Origin of the sequence: Streptomyces flavovariabilis (assembly GCF_000725785.1) — a bacterium.
GTDB classification, from domain to species: Bacteria; Actinomycetota; Actinomycetes; order Streptomycetales; family Streptomycetaceae; genus Streptomyces; species Streptomyces hawaiiensis.
In genome coordinates, this window is sequence record NZ_JNXD01000018.1 from 91,720 (window position 1) to 112,149 (window position 20,430).

At 72.8% G+C, this 20,430-nt stretch carries 11 protein-coding genes and 1 tRNA gene; 2 read left to right on the forward strand and 10 right to left on the reverse strand.

What is annotated here, in order from left to right:
- Positions 1-33: 33 nt before the first annotated feature.
- Positions 34-1,737 (forward strand): bifunctional 3'-5' exonuclease/DNA polymerase, encoded by a 1,704-nt coding sequence (locus IO24_RS0128285; RefSeq protein WP_031140365.1) that lies wholly within the window; start codon positions 34-36, stop codon positions 1,735-1,737.
- On the opposite strand, the gene IO24_RS0128290 is transcribed toward IO24_RS0128285, so the two are convergent.
- The gene (locus IO24_RS0128290) at positions 1,697-4,738 is read right to left on the reverse strand and encodes an AfsR/SARP family transcriptional regulator (protein WP_107063041.1); all 3,042 of its coding nucleotides are present in this window, start codon (positions 4,736-4,738) and stop codon (positions 1,697-1,699) included. The two genes, IO24_RS0128285 and IO24_RS0128290, sit on opposite strands and share 41 nt — an antisense overlap.
- 494 nt (positions 4,739-5,232) lie before the next feature.
- Positions 5,233-6,126, reverse strand: a complete 894-nt coding sequence (locus IO24_RS0128295) for a glycosyltransferase family 2 protein (RefSeq protein ID WP_031140369.1) — start codon at positions 6,124-6,126, stop codon at positions 5,233-5,235.
- A 205-nt stretch (positions 6,127-6,331) separates the two neighbouring features.
- Between IO24_RS0128295 and IO24_RS0128300 the strand changes: the two genes are divergently transcribed.
- Entirely contained in the window at positions 6,332-7,213 is an 882-nt protein-coding gene (locus IO24_RS0128300; protein WP_031140371.1) for an AraC family transcriptional regulator, read from the forward strand.
- Positions 7,214-7,726: 513 nt separating this feature from the next.
- Here the strand turns inward: IO24_RS0128300 and IO24_RS0128305 are convergent.
- The 8 genes from IO24_RS0128305 to IO24_RS0128340 all read right to left on the reverse strand — a co-directional run bounded on the left by IO24_RS0128305 (position 7,727) and on the right by IO24_RS0128340 (position 20,252).
- Positions 7,727-7,800: transfer RNA gene (locus IO24_RS0128305), tRNA-Thr, on the reverse strand.
- Between the two features lie 107 nt (positions 7,801-7,907).
- The gene (locus IO24_RS0128310; protein ID WP_031140373.1) at positions 7,908-9,530 is read right to left on the reverse strand and encodes an alpha/beta hydrolase; all 1,623 of its coding nucleotides are present in this window, start codon (positions 9,528-9,530) and stop codon (positions 7,908-7,910) included.
- Positions 9,531-9,637: 107 nt separating this feature from the next.
- Complete coding sequence (locus IO24_RS0128315) at positions 9,638-10,843, reverse strand: DNA polymerase III subunit delta' (RefSeq protein WP_031140375.1); 1,206 nt, start codon at positions 10,841-10,843, stop codon at positions 9,638-9,640.
- A gap of 165 nt (positions 10,844-11,008) precedes the next feature.
- Positions 11,009-14,293 carry a dTMP kinase gene (gene tmk, locus IO24_RS0128320; protein ID WP_031140377.1) on the reverse strand — a complete coding sequence of 1,095 codons (3,285 nt, stop codon included), beginning with the start codon at positions 14,291-14,293 and terminating at the stop codon, positions 11,009-11,011.
- A gap of 153 nt (positions 14,294-14,446) precedes the next feature.
- On the reverse strand, positions 14,447-17,278 hold the full coding sequence (gene topA, locus IO24_RS0128325) for a type I DNA topoisomerase (RefSeq protein ID WP_031140379.1): 2,832 nt from the start codon (positions 17,276-17,278) through the stop codon (positions 14,447-14,449).
- Positions 17,279-17,525: 247 nt separating this feature from the next.
- A complete protein-coding gene (locus IO24_RS0128330; RefSeq protein ID WP_031140381.1) occupies positions 17,526-17,723 on the reverse strand; it encodes a hypothetical protein in 198 nt (65 codons plus the stop codon).
- 263 nt (positions 17,724-17,986) lie between these two features.
- Positions 17,987-19,513 (reverse strand): DUF7059 domain-containing protein, encoded by a 1,527-nt coding sequence (locus tag IO24_RS0128335; RefSeq protein WP_031140383.1) that lies wholly within the window; start codon positions 19,511-19,513, stop codon positions 17,987-17,989.
- Between the two features lie 148 nt (positions 19,514-19,661).
- Entirely contained in the window at positions 19,662-20,252 is a 591-nt protein-coding gene (locus tag IO24_RS0128340) for a hypothetical protein (RefSeq protein WP_031140385.1), read from the reverse strand.
- Positions 20,253-20,430 lie beyond the last annotated feature (178 nt).

The following is a 20,430-nucleotide window of genomic DNA, read 5'->3' on the forward strand; positions in this document are numbered from 1 at the left end:
GGCGTTGTCAGACCCCCCTGTCAGACTCGCGGCATGGCCGACCGGTGGGCGCTCGCTCCGGCCGAGGACGGTGGCGTGGACGTCGCCCCCCTCGGTCCGGAAGGGCTGCCCGCAGGGCCGGTGCGGCGGGAGGCCGATCCCGCCGAGGCCGTCCGGAGCCGTCCCGGCGTCACGCGGTGGGTGTGGCGGTCCACCGCCGAGGTCTACCCGCGCCTGCTCGCCACGGGGGTGCGAGTCGAGCGGTGCTACGACATCGAGGCCGCCGAGACGCTCCTCCTCGGCCACGAGGGGCGGTACGGGGAACCCCGCTCGGCCGCGGCCGCCCTGGCCCGGCTGCGCGGCGGCCCCGTACCGCCCGATCCGCCCCAGCGGTCCGCCGAGCCGGGCTCGCAGTCCTCGCTGTTCGAGCCGCAGGGCGTCCACCTGCCCCTGCCGGACCTCCTCGCGGTCCACGCCGAGCAGCTCAAGCGGCACGAGCGGGCCGAGCACCCCGGCCGGATGCGGCTGCTGACGGCCGCCGAGTCGGCGGGCATGCTGGTGGCCGCCGAGATGAACCGCGCCGGGCTGCCCTGGAGCGCCGAAGTGCACCGCGCGCTGCTGCACGACCTGCTGGGCGAGCGCTACGCCGGCGGCGGCGAGCCACGCCGCCTGGCCGAGCTGGCCGACGAGGTGTCCGCCGCCTTCGGCCGCCGGGTCCGCCCCGACCTGCCCGCCGACGTGGTCAAGGCCTTCGCCCGGGCCGGGATCAAGGTCTCCTCGACCCGCCGCTGGGAGCTCGAGTCGGTCGACCACCCCGCCGTGAAGCCCCTGCTCGAGTACAAGAAGCTGTACCGCATCTGGGTCGCCCACGGCTGGTCCTGGCTTCAGGACTGGGTCCGCGAGGGCCGCTTCCGCCCCGAGTTCCTCGCGGGCGGGACGGTGACCGGGCGCTGGGTGACCAACGGCGGAGGCGGGCTCCAGATCCCCAAGGTGATCCGGCGGGCCGTGGTCGCCGACCCCGGCTGGCGGCTCGTGGTCGCCGACGCCGACCAGATGGAGCCGCGCGTCCTCGCGGCGATCTCCCGCGACCCCGGCCTGATGGAGGTGGCCGGCCGGGAGACCGACCTGTACCAGTCCGTCTCCGACCGCGCCTTCTCCGGGGACCGCTCCCAGGCCAAACTCGCCGTGCTCGGCGCGGTCTACGGCCAGACCTCCGGCGACGGCCTGAAGAACCTCGCCGCGCTCAGACGCCGTTTCCCCAGGGCGGTGGCCTACGTCGACGACGCGGCCCGGGCCGGTGAGGAGGGCCGGCTCGTGCGGACCTGGCTCGGCCGGACCTGCCCGCCCGCGGCCCGGGGGACGGACGACGCGACGGAGGAGGCCGGCATCCCGACGGCCGCCGTCGTCTCCGGGGAGGACGACCAGCCGGACGGCGGGCAGTGGGTACCCGGCTACGCCTCCACCAACGCCCGCGCCCGCGGCCGCTTCGCCCGCAACTTCGTCGTCCAGGGCAGCGCCGCCGACTGGGCGTTGCTGCTGCTCGCCGCGGTGCGCAAGGCCTGCGCGGGGCTGGCGGCCGAGCTGGTCTTCTTCCAGCACGACGAGGTGATCGTGCACTGCCCCGAGGAGGAGACGGAGACGGTCCTGGCGGCGATCCGCGAGGCCGCGGACCTGGCCGGGCGGCTGACCTTCGGGGAGACACCGGTCCGCTTCCCGTTCACGACGGCGGTGGTGGAGTGCTACGCGGACGCGAAGTAGCCGCCTCGGGCGGGGCGTTGCCGAGAACGCCGTGTGCTCGGCCGGCGGGAGCGAGCAACGCGCGTAGCTCCGTCACCACCGCCTGCTCGTCCGTTCCCTCCAGCGCCGCGAGAGCCCAGCCCCACTCCTCGCGCGCCTCGCCGATGTGCCCCCGCTCGCGCAGCAGCAGCCCGAGCTGGTGGCGGGCGAGACCGCCGGTATAGCGGTCGGCGCGGGCGTCGGCCCGGCCGAGCAGCTCGGCGCATTCGCGGGCGGCCCGTCCGCCGCGGCCCAGCAGACGCAGGGCCCGGACCAGGCCGAGCCGGGTCCGGGATTCGCCGTGCCAGTCGCCGTGGCCGCCGAGGATGCGCAGGCTCTCCTCGAAGTGCGGCAGCGCGGCGGCCGGTTCGCCGAGCCGCAGATGGGCGTATCCGATGTCGCGGTGCGCGGAGTGCCGCACGATCACCGCTTCGAGCTCGTCGCCGAGGGCGAGGGAACGCCGGTGCTGCTCGATGGCGGCCCGCGGGTCGGTGTGCTCGAGCAGGTTGCCGAGGTGGCCGTGGGTGACGGCCTCGCCGTACGGGTCGTTCAGCTGCCGTGCGTACCGCAGGCTCCGCGTCAGCGCCTCGCCCGCCTCGGTGCGCCGGCCGAGTCCGTCCAGCAGCAGGCCGCGGTGGGTGAGGCAGCGGCGGATCCAGGAGGGGTGGTCCAGCCGCCGCCAGAGGGCGAGCGCCCGGTCGTTGAGTGCGAGGGCCTCGTTCTGCCGGCCGGTCAGCAAGTGCAGCCCGGCGAGGTCGGCCAGCGCGTACGCCTCCGCCGCCGCGTCACCGAGCCGCCGGGCCACCCGGAGGCCGGCCTGCCCGAGCACCTCCATCTCGGCGACGCGACCCCGGCGATGCGCGTAGGGAAAGATCAGCCGGACGAGTGTGCCGACCAGGCCCGCGCGCTGCCCGGAGGCGTCGTCCGCGTACCGCTCGACCAGGGTGACGACGTTCTCCAGCTCTCCGTCTCCCCAGGCGAAGGCCTCCTCGGCCCCGGCGAAGGGGGCGACGGTGCCGACGTGGGCGTGGCCGCTCGGCTGAGTCGGGGTGGGCCGGCGCCGGTCGTCCTGATCGAGGCCGGGTTCCACGATCGCGGCGAGGACGCGTTCGGCGACGGCCGCGTACCAGTGCAGCGCCGTGTCGGCGGTGTTGGCGGCGTCCCGCTCTCCGGCCCGTTCACGGGCGAAGTCACGCACCAGGACGTGCGGTGCGTAGCGGCCGTACGTCGGCTCCTCCAGCAGGGCCACGTCGAGGAGACGGTCCAGGGCGGCCTCGGTGCGGGGTTCGCCGGTGCCGGTGAGGCGGGCGAGCAGGGGGGTGCCGTACGTGGGCAGGTCGAGCGCGCCGATACGGCGCAGGGTGCGGGCCGCGTCCCGGTCGGCCTCGCGCTCGGAGACGGCGAGCGCGTCGTGCGTGACGGCCAGGGAGCGGCGGACACTCAGGTCGTCGTACTCCAGGTGGTGCAACCGCCTGTCCACCGCGGCGAGTTGCCCGGCAAGGGTGTCGGGGGTCAGGGCCCGGCGGGCGGCGAGCCGCGCGGCGACCACCCGCAGGGCCAGCGGGAGCCGGCCGGTGAACCCGACGAGGAGCCGGGCGGCGGCCGTACCGTCCAGGCCGTCGCGGCCCGAAGCCCTGCGCAGGAGTTCGGCGCTCTCCTCGTCCGGCAGCGGGGCGAGCGGGAACCGGACCGCGCCGTCGAGGGCGGTCAGCGGTGAACGGCTGGTGATGATCACCCCGCACCCGGAGCCGCCCGGCAGCAGCGGCCGCACCTGCGCGGCACTCGCGGCGTCGTCCAGCACCAGGAGCGTGCGGGTCGGTGCGAGCAGCGAACGCAGCAACGCGGCTGCGGCGTCCGGCTGTTCCGGGATGCGGCAGGGCTCGGTGCCGAGGTCACGCAGCAGGGCGGTGACCGCCTGACCAGCGGTGAGGGGAGTCGTGCCCGGGGTGGCGCCGTGCAGGCCGAGGTGGATCTGCCCATCGGGGAAACGTTCCGCCAGCTGATGGGCGACATGCAGTGCGAGCGCGCTCTTGCCGACACCCGCCATGCCGCTGATGACGGCGGTGGGATGCGGACCGGGCGACGTGAGGGCCCGGTGCAGGGAGTCGCACAGGGCAGTACGGCCTACGAAGTGAGAGGGAGCCGGAGGCAGTTGGGCGGGCGGCGGCACCGGCCTGCCCGCTTCGCCCGGCTTCCCCGCACCACCGTCCCCCGCGGCGCCCCGCAGCACCTCCATATGCGCCTCCCGCACCCCCGGCCCCGGTTCGATGCCGAGTTGGCCGACGAGACGGGTGCGCAGGTCGTGGTGAACGGCCAGGGCCTCGGTCTGACGGCCGGTGCGGTGCAGGGCGAGCATCAGCTGCCGGTGGTACACCTCCCGCAGCGGATACGCGCCGGTCAGCGCCACCAGCTCCGGCACCAGCTCGTGGAGCCGCGGGCCGCCCAGCGCCAACTCGGCGTCGTAGCGCCACTCCAGAAGCAGCAGCCGGGCCTCGCACAGCCGCTGCGCGAAGGCGTACCCGCCCACCTCGGGCGGCAGCCCGGCCAGCGGTGCGCCCCGCCACAGGGCGAGCGCGGCCGCGCACTCGCGCACGACCCGCTCCCAGTCCCGGCGGGTGTGTGCGGCACGCGCCTCGGTGACGTGGGCGTCGAAGAGGTGGACGTCCAGCTCGCCCGCGTCGATCCGCAGCAGATACCCGGACGGCGCGGTGCGCAGCCGGCCGGGGTCGTCGAGCAGCCGCCGCAACCGGGCGATGTGATTGTGCAGGGAGGCCTGCGCGGACACCGGCGGCGCCCCGCCCCACAGCGCGTCCTTGAGCGACTCGACGGAGACGACCCGTCCGGCGTCGAGGATCAACGCGGCCAGCAGAACACGGGACTTGGGACTTGCGATGATCCGTCCCGCACTCCCCCGGAACACGCGGACGCCGTCCTGGACCTCGTAGAACAGCACCGGCGGCCCCAAGAGCCCGAACCGCATCATCGCGCTACTACCCCCGTGCGCCCCGCCTTGACGTTTTTTCACCCCTGGGCAGCGAGTTTCCGCCACCTCGGCTTCGTCTCTCCGCCGTCTGCTCCGCCGGGATCAGCCGCTGACCCGGCCGCCTTCGACCTTGGTTCGGCGACTTCCGGCCAATCGGCAGGCGACGCAACGGCGAACCGTTGGCCACATGTTAGCGATCGGTTGGCAAAGCCTGATGTGATCACTACATCGGATCTGGCCCGGGGGCGCGCGCGTCTGACGCGCAACTCGGGGGAGTGTCGCCGCCGCGGCCGGGTCCGGGTCCCGGTCGGCGGAGGTGAACGGCCGGGGCCCACTCAACTTCTCCGGGGCGTTCACGGCGTCAGCCGTACGGCCTCTTCGGATGCCTTACGGCGTCAGCCGGTCTGCTCCTCCGGTGCCCTCACGGCGTTCGGCCGGACGGCCTCTTCGGTGCCCGGTGGCTACGGGTGCCCTCAGGGCGTCAGCCGTCGGCATCAGATGACGGGCGGCCGCCCCAGCCGGGTGAGCCGCCACACCGTCCGCCACCGCATGGGCCGCCGCTCCCCCGCCGGCTCCCGTACCCCTTCGACGAATCCGCCGAACCACGCGCGCAGCCCGGCAGCCGACCGGTTCCGGGCAATGGTGAGCAGCACCCAGACGCCCAGATGGACGGGAACGAGCGCGGCCGGCAGCCGGCGGCGGGCCAGCCAGACCCGGTTACGGGCGTTCACCCGGTAGTAGATGGCGTGCCGGGCGGGCGAGGTCTTCGGATGCCGGAGCAGCAGCTCCGGCGCGTACAGGATCCGCCAGCCGGCATCCACCGCACGCCATGCGAGGTCGGTCTCCTCGTGCGCGAAGAAGAACTCGGCGGGCCAGTCGCCGACCTCGTCGAGCATCGCCATCCGCAGCGCGTGCCCGCCGCCGAGGAATCCGGTGACGTAACCACCGCGGCCGGGGTCCGAGTTGCCGATCCGGGGCACGTGCCGCTGCTGCGTCTCACCGAGCTCGTCGGCGATGCGGAAGCCGACGATGCCGAGCCGCTCGTCGGCGGCATACAGGTCCCGCACACGGCGCAGCACATCGGGGTCGACGAGCAGACCGTCGTCGTCCAGATCCACCACGACGTCGATGTCGCCGAACTCCCGCAGCCGGGCCAGGGCCGCGTTGCGCCCGCCGGGGCAGCCGAGGTTCTCGTCGAGCTCGACGGCGGTGACCTCGCCGGGCAGCGACAGCCGCCGGGCGAAGTCGGGCAGCGGGCAGCCGTTGCCGACGATGACGATCCGCTCGGGCGGCACATCCTGCTTGGCCACGGACTCCAGCAGGGCGTCTACCTCTTCGGGCCGGTTGCCCATCGTCACCACGGCGACGGCGATCCTGGGTGCCCCCATGTCCTCACCTCATCCGGTCGGCGACTGACGGGTCGAGGGGCGATGCTAGCCGTTCACGGTATGGACGCCTCCAGTACGCCTGCCTCACGGCGGTTCGCCTGCGCAGATCGGCGCAGACGGCACCCGACCGGAGCGGGCACGAGATGTCGGGTGCGGCAGGGCCCGCGCTGCCTAGCGTGAGGCACGAAAAGGAAGGGGACCGGACGTGCTGGACCGGCTCAACCAGGCGATGGACCGGATCGAACGGAACCTGGACGGAACCGTCGACGTCGCGGACCTGGCGCGCACGGCATACACCTCGGAGTACCACCTGCGCCGCATGTTCTCCGCCCTGGCAGGCATGCCCCTGTCGGAGTACATCCGCCGCCGCCGGCTGACGGTCGCGGGCGCGGAGGTGCTCTCGGGGGAGGCGACGCTCCTGGAGATCGCGGTCCGCTACGGCTACGGCTCGGGCGAGGCGTTCGCGCGGGCGTTCCGCACGATGCACGGCGTGGGCCCGGGCGAGGCCCGGCGCACCGGCGCCGCGCTCGTCTCCCAGCCCCGGTTGACCTTCCGCCTCACCGTCGAAGGGAACAGCAGCATGCACTACCGCGTCCTCGATCGCCCTGCCTTCACCGTCACGGGCTTCAAGACCCGGATCCCCCTGATCCACTCCGGCCCGAACCAGGCGATCATCGACTTCGTCCGCAACCTCGACAAGCCGGCTGTGGACCAGTTGGGGAAACTGTCCGACCAGGAGCCGCAGGGCATCGTCGCGGTCTGTGACGACCTGGACCCGAGCCGCGCGGAAGGAACGGAGCTCGACTACTACCACGCCGTGATCACCTCGGCCGCGACCCCGGCGAGGGCCCCCGAGGGCACCACCACCCTCCCGGTCCCGCCCGGCACCTGGGCGGTCTTCACCACCTCGGGGCCCGCCCCGCAGGCCATCCAGGAACTGTGGCGCGACGTGTTCACCGAGTGGTTCCCGTCCAACCCCTACCGCACCCGCCCCGGCCCGGAAATCCTCCGCACCCGCCTGTCCCCCGACGGCACGGAGGCCGACGCCGAGCTGTGGCTCCCGGTGGAGCGGGAATCGACCCGCTGAGGAACTGATCTGCCGTTCCCCGCGTCTTGAAGCCGACTCGGGTGACGGGGAACGGCACGGCTGTGACGCCCGGCACATCAGGCGGGCAGGCTGGTGAACAACAAGTCGGCGCCGGTGTGCGACCGCTGTGGCGTCATCGGCGCGCGCGGTGAGGCAGCCGGGGGGCACCAGCGCGCCCCGCCCTTCGGGTTTCCGGTGGAGGTCGTTCAGGGATCCTCCCGGGGCCGAGGCGCTGGGCGGCTTACCCACCGGCCCCGGTAAACCGATTACGCGCACAGACGTGGTGGAGGGCAGGATTCCAGCCAAGAACGGCTACATGACTCCCGCAGTGCAGGTCAGATGAGGTGGCATTCACCATGAGACTCACCCTCGACGACAACTGGACCGCGACGGTGACGGGCGATCCGCTGCGCAGCACCCCACGCTTCGACTTCCGGGGCCACTCCCGCGCGGACCACACAGCACGAGCAGCAAAAAACCCCAGGGACAGAAGCCTGACCTGGGGTTTAAAAGAGCCGCCTTCGGGATTCGAACCCGAGACCTACGCATTACGAGTGCGTTGCTCTGGCCATCTGAGCTAAGGCGGCGCGCTGTCCGCACTATGGTGCGATCAGCAACGACGGTAAGTCTACACAGTTTCCGAGGGTGCTCCGCACCAGCCCCGGAGGCAGCCGTCACGGGGCTGGGAGCAGGACTATGAGCAGCGTTTTCCGTCCGTGGGCGGGGTGCCTCGGAGGAGGTAGGCGTTGATCGTCCGGTCGATGCAGGAGCTGCCGCGGCCGTAGGCCGTGTGGCCGTCGCCGTCGTAGGTGAGCAGGCGTGCCGAGGAGAGCTGGCCGGCCAGGGCCTGCGCCCAGCGGTACGGGGTCGCGGGGTCCCGGGTCGTGCCGACCACGACGATCGGCGCCGCGCCCTTCGCCTCGATGCGGTGCGGTTCGCCCGTGGCGCGCACCGGCCAGTACGCGCAGTTCAGTGCGGCCCACGCGAGGCCCTCGCCGAAGACCGGCGACGCCTTCTCGAACTCGGGCAGCATCCTGCGCACCTCGTCGGGGGTGTCGAAGGAGGGCGGCAGGTCCAGGCAGTTCACCGCCGCGTTGGCGAACATCAGGTTGCTGTAGGCGCCGTCGGCGTCCCGCTCGTAGTAGCCGTCGGACAGGACGAGGAGTCCGGAGCCGTCGTTCTCCTTCATCGCGGACGTCAGTGCCTCGCGCAGCTGGTCCCAGGAGCCCTCGTCGTACATGGCCGCGATCACGCCGGTCGTGGCGAGCGATTCGGTGAGCTTGCGGCCGTCGGCGTCGCCGGTGCGTACGGGCCGATTGTCCAGCGTTTCGAAGAACGCCTTGAGGTTCTCGCCGACCTTCTCGGGCGAGGTGCCCCGGCCGCCCAGCGGGCAATCGGCCTGGCGTACGCAGTCCTTCGCGAACGACCGGAACGCCGTCTCGAAGCCCGCCGTCTGTTCGAGGTTCAGCCGCCGGGCCGGCAGCGACGGGTCCATCGCGCCGTCCAGCACGAGCCGTCCCGCCCGCTTCGGGAAGAGTCCGGCGTACGTCGCACCGAGGAAGGTGCCGTAGGAGGCGCCGACGAAGTTCAGTTTCTCGTCGCCGAGCACCGCCCGCACAATGTCCATGTCCCGGGCCGTCTCCACGGTGGACACATGGCGCAGCAGCCGGTGCGCGTCCGCGCCGCAGCCCTCGGCGAACGTCCGGTACGCGGCGACCAGCCCGTCCGTCTCCTTCCCGTCGTCGGGCGTGACGTCCGTCTGCGTGTACGTGTCCATCTGCGGCCCGTCCAGACACTCGACGGGCTCGCTGCGCGCCACGCCGCGCGGGTCGACCGCGACCATGTCGTAGCGGGCGCGCACCTCGGCCGGGTAGCCGATGCCGGCGTACGCCTGGACGTAGCCGATCGCCGAGCCGCCCGGCCCGCCGGGGTTCACGAGGAGGGAGCCCAGCCGCTTGCCGGGGCCCGTGGCCTTTTTGCGGGTGAGGGCGAGCCGGACGTCGCCCGAGGACGGCTTGGCGTAGTCGAGCGGTGCCCTGAGGGTGGCGCACTCGAAGCCGGGGACACCGCAGCCGCGCCAGGCCGGTTTCTGCCTGTAGTACGACGAGAGCGCCGCGGGCGTCGCCTGTGGCAGTGCGACCAGCGCCGCGTCCGGCGCCGCGGAGGCGGCTGACGTCGTCGCGCTTCCGGAGGAACAGGCGGAGACGAGCAGCGCGGCCGTGGCGAGGAGACCGGCGGCGGTCTTGACCCGGTTGCGTGTCCTGCGGTGGAGACCGCCGGAGGCGGAGGCGGAGCGGGGGGTGCGCCGTGTGTGCATCCAACGAGCGTAACTCTGCGCGACGGGATGGGTGCCGAGCGTGCGTGTCGTGCCTCGTACGAGTTACGGCGTCGATCCACGTCCGGCCCGCGTCTCCCGCCGGCCTGTCAGCCCGCTCTGAGCGCCATCGTCATCGCCTCCACCGCGAGCAGCGGCGCCACGTTGCGGTCGAGGGCGTCGCGGCAGGCGGCGATCGCCTCGATGCGGCGGAGCGTGGACTCCGGGGAGCTGCCGCGGGCGAGGCGCTCCAGGGCGTCCTCGGCGTCCGCGTTGGCGATGGCCACGCGCGAGCCGAGCTGGAGGGCGAGGACATCGCGGTAGAAGGCCGTCAGGTCGGTCAGGGCGAGGTCGAGGCTGTCCCGCTGCGTGCGCGTCCTGCGGCGTTTCTGCTTGTCCTCCAGGTCCTTCATCACACCCGCGGTGCCCCGGGGCATGCGGCCGCCCTGGACAGCGCCGAGAGCGGCCTTCAGCTCCTCGGTCTCCTTGGAGTCCGTCTCCTCCGCGAGCTGCTTGGCGTCCTCGGCGGCCGCGTCGACGAGTTCCTGGGCGGCCTTGAGCGCACTGCCGATCTCCTCGACGCGCAGCGGGAGCCTGAGCACGGCGGCGCGGCGCTCACGCGCGGCCGGGTCGGTGGCCAGGCGGCGCGCCCGGTCGACGTGGCCCTGGGTCGCGCGGGCCGCCGCGATGGCGACGTCCGGCTCGATGCCCTCGCGGCGCACGAGCATGTCGGCGATGGCGTCGACCCTCGGCGTGCTCAGGTTCAGGTGGCGGCAGCGGGAGCGGATGGTCGGCAGGACGTCCTCGATGGAGGGGGCGCACAGCATCCACACCGTCCGGGGCGCGGGCTCCTCCACGGCCTTGAGGACGGCGTTGGCCGATTTCTCGTTCAGCCGCTCGGCGTCCTCGACGAGGATGATCTGCCAGCGCCCGTTCGCCGGCGACGTGAACGACTTGCGGACGGTGTCGCGCATGTCGTCGGCGAGGATCTGCGTGCCGACGGCGGCGACGGTGGTGACGTCGGCGTGTGTGCCGATGAGTGCCGTATGGCATCCGTCACAGAAGCCGCAGCCCGGGGAGCCGCCGAGGGCGCGGTCGGGGCTGACGCACTGCAGCGCCGCCGCGAACGCCCGCGCCGCCTGGTTGCGCCCGGCCCCCGGAGGGCCCGTGAACAGCCACGCGTGCGTCATCTTCGACGCCTCGGGCGGCGGGACGTGGGCGGAGGCCGCGGTGACCAGGGCGTCGGCGTCCCGGGCGGCGGCGGCCAGCTGCTCGCTCACCCTCTCCTGCCCGACGAGGTCGTCCCACACGGTCATGGGTCACGCCGCCCTTCCGTCACATGCTGCGTTGCCGGATCCATTGTGGGGGCGACCACTGACAACCACTGACAACGCCTGCCGCCGCCACCCGACCTCGCAGTCCGGGCTCCTACGTCCTCGCGGTCCGGAGTCCGGGCTCCTACATCCGTCCGTCCGGAGGCGTCAGCGGCCCCGGCCGCCCCTGCCCCGGCGTCCGCGCCCCTCGTCCGGCTCGTCGTCGTGCGGTCCGAGCAGCTCGTCCGCCAGCGAGGGCAGATCGTCCAGCGGCGTCTCCTCGGCCCAGTCGGACCGGCGGCGGCGTGGCGCCCCGTCGGCGTCGACCTGGGGCATCTCGCGCGTACGGTCCTCGGTGCCGTCGGGCCGGGCGGCCGGGGCGTCCTTCCGGAAGTACCCGGGCGGAACCCGGTCCGCCGGTTCGTCTTCGCGCACCGGCGGGAGTACGGCCGTCTCCTCGGCGTCCCCCGGCCGGACCGGAGGCAGCACCGCCGTCTCGTCGGCCGCACCGGAGGCGTCCCGGTCGCGTACCCGCGGCAGCACCTCCGTCTCGTCCCCGGCGCGAGGCGAGACCGGCGGCAGGACCTCCGTCTCCTCCGCGGCCACGGGCGGAACCGGCGGCTTCGGCAGCTCGGCCGTCACCTCGGCATCGGACGAACCGGTCCGGCCGCGGCCCGAGCCCTGCTCCGCGTCCCGCACCGGGCGCAGCACGGTCGTGTCGTCCCCCGCGCCACCCGGTGTCACCACGGGCGTGGGCACGGTCGCCGCGTCCTGAGCGGCCGCAGACGGCGCGGCACCCTTCGGAGGGGTGCTCCTGGAAGCGGAGCTCTTCGGTCCTGCCCCGGCAGCGGCGGCCGCCGCCTCCGCGAGGCGACGCGCCTCCTCGGCCCTCAGCAGCGCCTGCTCGGCCTTGCGCTGCTTGTCCAGACGGAGCGCCTCGGCCTCGGCACGCAGTCGCGCCTCCTCCTCGGCCTGCTTGCGGCGGCGTTCCTCCTCGGCCTTGCGGCGGGCCTCCTCCTCGGCGCGGGCCTTCTCCTCCGCGAGGAGCCGGGCCCGCTCCTCCTCGGCCTTCCTGCGCGCTTCCTCGGCCCGGCGCCGGGCCTCCTCCGCCTGCCGTTCGGCCTCGCGGCGCTGCGCCTCCTCCAGCTCGCGCCGCTTGCGCTCCTCCTCCTCGGCGCGCAGCTTGGCCAGCTGCTCCTGGCGCTCGCGCTCCAGGCGCTCCTCCTCGGCCTTGCGGGCGGCCTCTTCCTCGGCCTTGCGGCGGGCTTCCTCCTCGGCCTTCTTCCGCGCCTCCTCCTGGGCCTTGATCTCGGCCTCGGACAGCGGCAGCACCTGGTCGAGCCGGTGCCGGATGACCGTCGTGACGGCCTCGGGCTCCTGGCCGGCGTCCACCACCAGGTACCGCCCTGCGTCGGCGGCGGCCAGGGTGAGGAAACCGGCCCGCACGCGCGCGTGGAACTCGGCGGGTTCCGACTCCAGCCGGTCCGGCGCCTCGGTGAACCGCTCACGCGCGGTCTCCGGCGCGACGTCCAGCAGGACGGTCAGATGCGGCACCAGTCCGTTCGTCGCCCAGCGGTTGATCCGGGCGATCTCGGTCGGCGAGAGGTCGCGGCCGGCACCCTGGTAGGCGACGGACGAGTCGATGTACCGGTCGGAGATGACGACCGCGCCACGCTCCAGGGCCGGCCGTACGACGGTGTCGATGTGCTCGGCCCGGTCGGCGGCGTACAGCAGCGCCTCCGCGCGGTGGGACAGGCCCGCGCTCGACACGTCCAGCAGGATCGACCGCAGCCGCTTGCCCACCGGCGTCGCCCCCGGCTCGCGCGTCAGCACGACCTCGTGGCCCTTGGCGCGGATCCACTCGGCGAGCGCCTCGGCCTGCGTGGACTTGCCGGCCCCGTCGCCGCCCTCCAGGGCGATGAAGAAGCCGGCGGCCGAGGCCCCCTGCTCCGGGTCGTCGCCGCCGAGCAGCGCGTCCTTCAGGTCCTGCCGCAGCGGCACACCGGAACGGTCGTCGACCTTGGCCAGAACCAGCGCGGCGACCGGCAGCAGCAGGGCACCGCTCAGCATCAGCGTGAAGGCCGCGCCGCCGTGCGCGAAGACGAACTTGCCGCTCTCCAGCCGGTGCGGCCCGATCGCCGCCGCCACCAGCGGGGCGAGCACCGCGCCGAACGCCACGCAGACCCGGACGACCGCGTGCAGGTGCTCCGTCGTACGGGAGCGCCGGTACTCCTCGGTCTCCTGGTCGAGCAGGGTGTGCCCGATGTTGGCGGACATGCCCGCGCCGACTCCGGCCAGCGCGAGGATCAGCAGCACGGTGGTGACGTCCGGGACCAGCCCGGCGGCCAGCAGGGCGACACCGGTGAAGGCGATCGTCAGCGCGAGCAGCCGGCGGCGCGACAGGGCGGGCATGACGGCGGGCGCGGTTCGGATGCCGACGACGACACCGCCGGTCAGCGCGGCCACGAACAGGCCGTAGAGCACCGGGCCGCCGCCCAGGTCCTTGGCGTGCAGCACGGCCACGGCGACGGCGGCGGACACCGCGGCGGCGACGGCCGCGCAGGACAGGACCAGCAGCGGCATCGCGCCGGTGCGGCCCTTGCCGGCGCCGTTGCCGCTCTTCGGGCGGCGCAGTCCCTCGAGCGGCGACCGCGCGCGTGGGGTGCGCGTGCCGGGCAGCTCCAGGAAGGTCAGCACCGACAGGGACGCGGCGAACAGCCCGGCGGCCACGTAGGAGGCGAGGGCCGCCTGGTGCTGGCCGAACCAGTCGATGCCGGCGCCCAGCAGGTTGTTGAACAGGGCCGCGACGACGAGCGCGACAGCCGCGAGGGGGATCGCCACGAAGCCGGTGCGCAGCGACAGGCGGCGCAGGGCGTCCATGTGGTCGGGCAGCGGCCGGACCGTCGCGCCCTCCGGCGGCGGGGCGGGGAGCAGCGCGGGGGCCGCGCTCTCGCGGCACACCGTCCAGAACCGCTCGGCGACCCCCGTCACGAAGGCCGTGACGAGCAGGATGGCCAGTGCGTTCTCGGGCGTCCAGTCGATCCACAGGGGCGCGACGATGAGCAGCACCGCGCGCAGCCCGTCGGCTCCCACCATGGTCCAGCGGCGGTCCAGCGGGCCGTCCTGCGAGGTGAGCGCGGTGAGCGGGCCGAGCAGGACGGCGCCGAACAGGAGCGTCGCGAGGATACGCACCCCGAAAACGGTCGCCACTGCGAACGCCACGCCCCGGTAGCCGCCCCCGAACGACCCCTCGGCGACAGCCGTCTGGAGGACGAGGACGACCAGCACGAGGAGGGCGAGGGTGTCCCCCACCCCGCCCACGAGTTGTGCGCTCCACAACCGCTTCAGCTGCGGTCGCCGCAGCAGGGCGCGGACGGCCCGCTCGCGGGAGTCCGCGACCAGGGCATCGTCGGGGGCGGGCTGAGGGGCCGTTGGGTGGTCGGCTCGCGTCATGCGTTCAGCCTATCGGGAGCCGCCGACACCCTGGGCGGCGCGGGCTGGCATGCGCACGCCCCGACACCGAAGTGTTGCCGGGGCGTTCGCTTTCCGAACCCTGGGCGAAGATCCGGACGCGGCGGTCCGGGTCCGTCCAGGACTCGAACGACCTCAGTCCTCCGCGGACTTGGCGGCGGTCGCCGTCTTGGCGGCCGTCTTCTTCGCCGTGGTGGTCTTCTTCGCCGTCGTCTTCTTCGCGGTCGTGGTCTTCTTCGCCGCGGTCTTCTTGGCCGTCGCCGTCTTCTTCGCCGGCGCCTTCTTGGCCGCCTTCTTCGCGGTCTTCTTCGCCGGTGCCTTGGCACGCTTCTCGGCGAGCAGCTCGAAACCGCGCTCCGGGGTGATCTCCTCGACGCTGTCGCCGGAGCGCAGGGTCGCGTTGGTCTCGCCGTCGGTGACGTACGGGCCGAAGCGGCCGTCCTTGACCACGACCGGCTTCTCGCTCACCGGGTCGGTGCCCAGCTCCTTCAGCGGCGGCTTGGCGGCCGCCCGGCCACGCTGCTTGGGCTGGGCGTAGATCGCCAGCGCCTCCTCCAGCGTGATCGTGAAGAGCTGCTCCTCGGCCTGGAGCGAGCGCGAGTCCGTGCCCTTCTTCAAGTACGGGCCGTAGCGGCCGTTCTGCGCGGTGATCTCCTGGCCCTCGGCGTCGGCGCCGACGACACGCGGCAGCGACATCAGCTTCAGGGCCTCGTCGAGGGTCACCGTGTCCAGGGACATCGTCTTGAACAGGGACGCCGTGCGCGGCTTGACCGCGTTCTTGCCCGTCTTCGGGGTGCCCTCGGGGAGGATCTCCGTCACATACGGGCCGTAGCGGCCGTCCTTGGCGACGATCGTGTGGCCGGTGGCCGGGTCCGTGCCCAGCTCGTAGTCACCGCTCGGCTTGGCGAGCAGCTCCTCCGCGAGGTCGACGGTCAGCTCGTCGGGCGCCAGGTCGTCGGGGATGTCGGCGCGCTGGTGCTGCTCGGTGTCCTTCTCGCCGCGCTCGATGTACGGCCCGTAGCGGCCGACCCGCAGCACGATGCCGTTGGCCACCGGGAACGACGACACCTCGCGGGCGTCGATCGCGCCCAGGTCCGTCACCAGCTCCTTGAGGCCGCCGAGGTGGTCCCCGTCGCCGTTGCCGGCGTCGGCCGCACCGCCGCTGACCGTGCCCTCGCCGAAGTAGAACCGCTTCAGCCACGGCACGGACTGGGCCTCGCCGCGGGCGATGCGGTCGAGGTCGTCCTCCATCTTGGCGGTGAAGTCGTAGTCGACGAGCCGCCCGAAGTGCTTCTCCAGGAGGTTGACGACGGCGAAGGACAGGAAGGACGGCACCAGGGCCGTGCCCTTCTTGAACACGTAGCCGCGGTCGAGGATCGTGCCGATGATCGACGCGTACGTCGACGGGCGGCCGATCTCGCGCTCTTCGAGCTCCTTGACCAGGGAGGCCTCGGTGTAGCGGGCCGGGGGCTTGGTGGCGTGGCCGTCGACCGTGATCTCGCGGGCGCTCAGGGCGTCGCCCTCGGAGACCTGGGGCAGTCGGCGCTCGCGGTCGTCCAGCTCGGCGTTCGGGTCGTCGGCGCCCTCGACGTAGGCCTTGAGGAAGCCGTGGAAGGTGATCGTCTTGCCGGACGCGCTGAACTCGACGTCCCGGCCGTCGGCCGCCGTGCCGCCGATCTTGACCGTGACGCTGTTGCCGGTCGCGTCCTTCATCTGGGAGGCGACGGTCCGCTTCCAGATCAGCTCGTAGAGCTTGAACTGGTCACCGGTCAGTCCGGTCTCGGCGGGAGTGCGGAAACGATCACCCGAGGGGCGGATCGCCTCGTGGGCCTCCTGCGCGTTCTTGACCTTCCCGGCGTACGTCCTCGGCTGCGGCGGCAGGTAGTCGGCGCCGTACAGCTGCGTGACCTGGGCGCGGGCGGCGGAGACCGCCGTGTCGCTCAGGGTCGTGGAGTCCGTACGCATGTAGGTGATGTAGCCGTTCTCGTACAGCTTCTGCGCGACCTGCATGGTGGCCTTCGCGCCGAAGCCGAGCTTGCGGCTGGCCTCCTGCTGCAGCGTCGTCGTACGGAACGGGGCGTACGGCGAGCGGCGGTACGGCTTGGACTCGACGGAGCGCACCGCGAACCGCGTGTCCTCGAGGGCGGCGGCCAGGGCGCGGGCGTTCGCCTCGTCGAGGTGGAGGGTGTTCGCGCTCTTCAGTTGTCCCAGGGAGTCGAAGTCACGGCCCTGCGCGACCCGCCTGCCCTCGACGGTCTGCAGGCGCGCGACCAGCGACGACGGGTCCGACGAGTCTCCCGCGCGGCCGGTCGCGAAGGTGCCGGTCAGGTCCCAGTACTCAGCCGAACGAAAGGCGATGCGCTCGCGTTCCCGCTCCACGACGAGTCGTGTGGCGACCGACTGGACACGGCCCGCGGACAGCCGCGGCATGACCTTCTTCCACAGGACCGGCGAGACCTCGTAGCCGTAGAGGCGGTCGAGGATGCGGCGGGTCTCCTGGGCGTCGACGAGCTTCTGGTTCAGCTCGCGCGGGTTGGCCACGGCGGCCTGGATCGCGGCCTTGGTGATCTCGTGGAAGACCATCCGCTTGACCGGGACCTTGGGCTTGAGCACCTCCTGGAGGTGCCAGGCGATGGCCTCGCCCTCGCGGTCCTCATCGGTGGCGAGGAAGAGCTCGTCGGACTCCTTCAGCAGGTCCTTGAGCTTCTTGACCTGCGCCTTCTTGTCGGCGTTGACCACATAGATGGGTGCGAAGTCGTGTTCGACGTCCACACCGAGGCGGCGGACCTCGCCGGTGTATTTCTCGGGCACCTCGGCGGCGCCGTTGGGAAGGTCGCGGATGTGCCCGACGCTCGCCTCGACGGTGTATCCGGGGCCGAGATAGCCCTTGATCGTCTTCGCCTTGGCAGGCGACTCGACGATGACGAGTCGGCGGCCGCCGTTCGCGGTCTCGCTGGTCGGGGACAACTTCGCTCTTCTCTCCGGTCGACGCTGGGGCCTCCCCGGAGTCGCTTACCGGGGGCTGGGTACGTGGTGACGCTGCGGAGTGTGACGGTACATCCCGCCCCCGTGTCAAACGGGAAAAGCCCGCAACGGCCACTCGAACGGTAACCCGACTACCACCAATCCTGCCGCCCGGAGTAGCGGGAGCCGGCCCGCCCCTGTGCGGAGTGCGACCCCCCGGTCACCCGCCGGTACGTCGCCGGAGGGGGCCTCAGAGGCGGGTGAAGCACCAGGTTCCGGCCGCCAGGGCGAGCACCGCGACGACGCCGGCGAGGGTCGCCGATGCGACCGGCCTCACACCCTCGGCGACGGGCCGCTCCTGACGCACGCGCGTCGCGGTCCACGCCAGCAGCCCGCCTCCGAACAGGGAGAACACCGCTCCCGCGAAGATCGCCGGTTCGCTCTCCATGACCCGCCACACCCCTCTTCCCCTGCCCGCGCATCTCCAGCCACGGGAGGCTGACACGCACGGGCGGCGGGCAGGCGAACCCGAGGTGAACGCCAGGGCGACACGTCGGTGGATCAAGGGCGTCCGGTTCCTCATGACCCGTTTCGGACGAGGTGTTCAAATCGACTCGAATTTGTTGGCGAGCCGTCTCGACGGGCCCACGGCAAGCTCCCGCACAGGCATCCCGGCGGCACGGGTGGGCGCGGGCGGCACCCCGCAGCGCCTCAGCGGACCGGCTCCAGGAACCCCTGCTCGACCAGCAGCCGGATCTGGGCCGGTGTGCGATCGCGCAGCAGCACCGGGTCCTCGCCGATCAGCTGGGCGATGGCGTCGAGGATGCGGCCCGCGCTCATCGTGCCGTCGCAGACGCCCGCGAAGCCCGCGCCGACCGTGTCCACCCGGGTGGCCCTGCGCATGCCGCGGTTCTGGCGCAGCACGACATGCTCGGGGTCCTCCGCGCCGGGCAGCCCCACCTGCTCCTGCACGATCTCGGCGGCGAGCCGGAAATGACCTTCGAGCAGGGCGGCGTCGTCGCGGTCGCGCAGGTGGTCGAGCCGGTCGAAGTGGGCCCGGATCGTGTCGCCGAGCGGCTGCTCGACCGGGTGCGGCCACTCCTCCACCGTGAGCGAGGGCACGGCGGCGCTCGTCCTGCGCAGGGTGATCCAGCCGAAGCCGACGGCCTTCACCTTGCGTGCCTCGAACTCGTCGAGCCATGCGTCGTACCGCGCCTGGTACTCCGCCGCGTCGCCCTGGTGGTCGCCGGCGTCACGCAGCCACAGCTCGGCGTACTGATTGACGTCCTGCACCTCGCGCTGCACGATCCACGCGTCGCAGCCCCGGGGCACCCATGACCTGAGCCTGTCCTGCCAGTCCTCCCCTTCCACGTGCTGCCAGTTCGCGAGGAACTGTGCGAACCCGCCCTCGTTCAGGCGGTCGCCCGCTTGCTGAACGAGCGTGCGGCACAGATCGTCCCCGCTCATTCCGCCGTCGCGGTAGGTGAGCCGGGCGCCGGGCGAGATCACGAAGGGCGGGTTGGAGACGATCAGGTCGTATGTCTCGTCGCCCCGCACCGGCTCGAAGAGGGAGCCCTCGCGCAGGTCGGCGGCCGCGGTGCCGGACAGCGCCAGTGTGAGGGCGGTGCTGTGCAGGGCGCGCGGGTTGAGGTCGGTGGCCGTCACGCGCGTGGCGTGCTGCGCGACGTGCAGGGCCTGGATGCCGGAGCCGGTGCCGAGGTCGAGCGCGGTGGCGACGGGCGTCCGGACGGTGATGCCGGCGAGGGTCGTGGAGGCGCCCCCGACTCCGAGGACGACCCCCTCGTCATGCCGGCCGATCCCGCCGGCGCCGCCGACCGCGCAGCCGAGGTCCGACACGATGAACCAGTCCTCGCCGCCGGGCCCGCCGTAGGGCCGGACGTCCACCGTGGCGGCGAGTGCGTCCTCGCCGGTCCGGGCCAGCCAGCCGCTCTCCAGGCAGTCCACGGGCAGGACCTCGGCCAGGCGCGCGTGCGGCACGGGCTGCTGGAGCAGGAACAGCCGGACGAGCATCTCCAGCGGCGTGTCCCCGCGGGTCGCCCGGAGAGCGGGCACGGTCTCGCTCCGGGCCAGTGCCGCGTACGCGGGGGCGCCGAGCAGTTCGAGCAGTCCGTCGGCGGTGAAGGAGGCCGCGAGCAGGGCGTCCCGGAGCCGGGCGGCGACTTCGGGACGGTCGGAGGCGGGCAGCGGGGGCAGGGGTGACTGACTGGCGTTACTCACGCCCCTATTGTGGCCGCCGGTACGGGTGTCGCACGTGTCCGTGCGACCGGTCGCGTGCGTTCCTGCCGCTCGGCACGATCAGGCACCCTCGGTCACCTGCGGCGCGACCGTCGCATTTCCGTCGTCGTGCTGCCTGCCGCTCAGCCCCTCAGCTCTGCGTGGCCCCGGCCGACGCCGTGGCCGCCTTGCAGCTGGACTGCTCGGCCATCGCCTGGCCGACCTCGCCCTCCTCCAGGTTCCTGAGGGCGTCGTTCCCGCTCTGGCTCAGCTTGTCCAGCTCGGTGGCGATGTCCTTCAGGCCGTCGGCGAACTTGCCCTGGTCCTTGGTGTCGAGCCCGTCGACCTGCTTCTTCAGCGAGGCGTACGAGGTGGAGATCGTGTTGAGCTCCTTGACGGCGTCCTGCTGCTTCTTCTCGCCGTTCTCGACGTCCGGGGCCCCGGCCTTGTTCACGGCGGTCCCGATCGCCTTGTAGGCGTCGGACATGTCCTGGAAGGCCTGTGCGTCGGTCTTCTGGACGTCCTCCGGCGTGCTGTTGTCCGAGGTCTGTTTCTGGATGGCGGCATTGGCCGACTCGATCTTCTTGGCCTGCGGCTGCACGGCGTCACAGACCTGCTTGGCCCAGGAGTCCAGCTTGTCGTTGCCGTCGTCGCCGCCGCAGCCCGACAGCGCCAGTACCAGTACCGCACCGCCGGACAGTGCGGCCGCGAGCTTCTTGTTCACCGGTTTGGTCCCTTCCATGGCTCTCGGCCCCGGAACATACACGCCGGATGCACGGCAGCAGCACGCCGAACGCCTATTAAGACCTTTTTGTAACCTTTTGCACCAAGCGAGAGAAGGCTCACGCGGGAGCGTGTACCCACATAGCGCGGGCGGGCGACGCGTCAACGCGCGCCGCCCGCCCGCACCTTGAACCGGG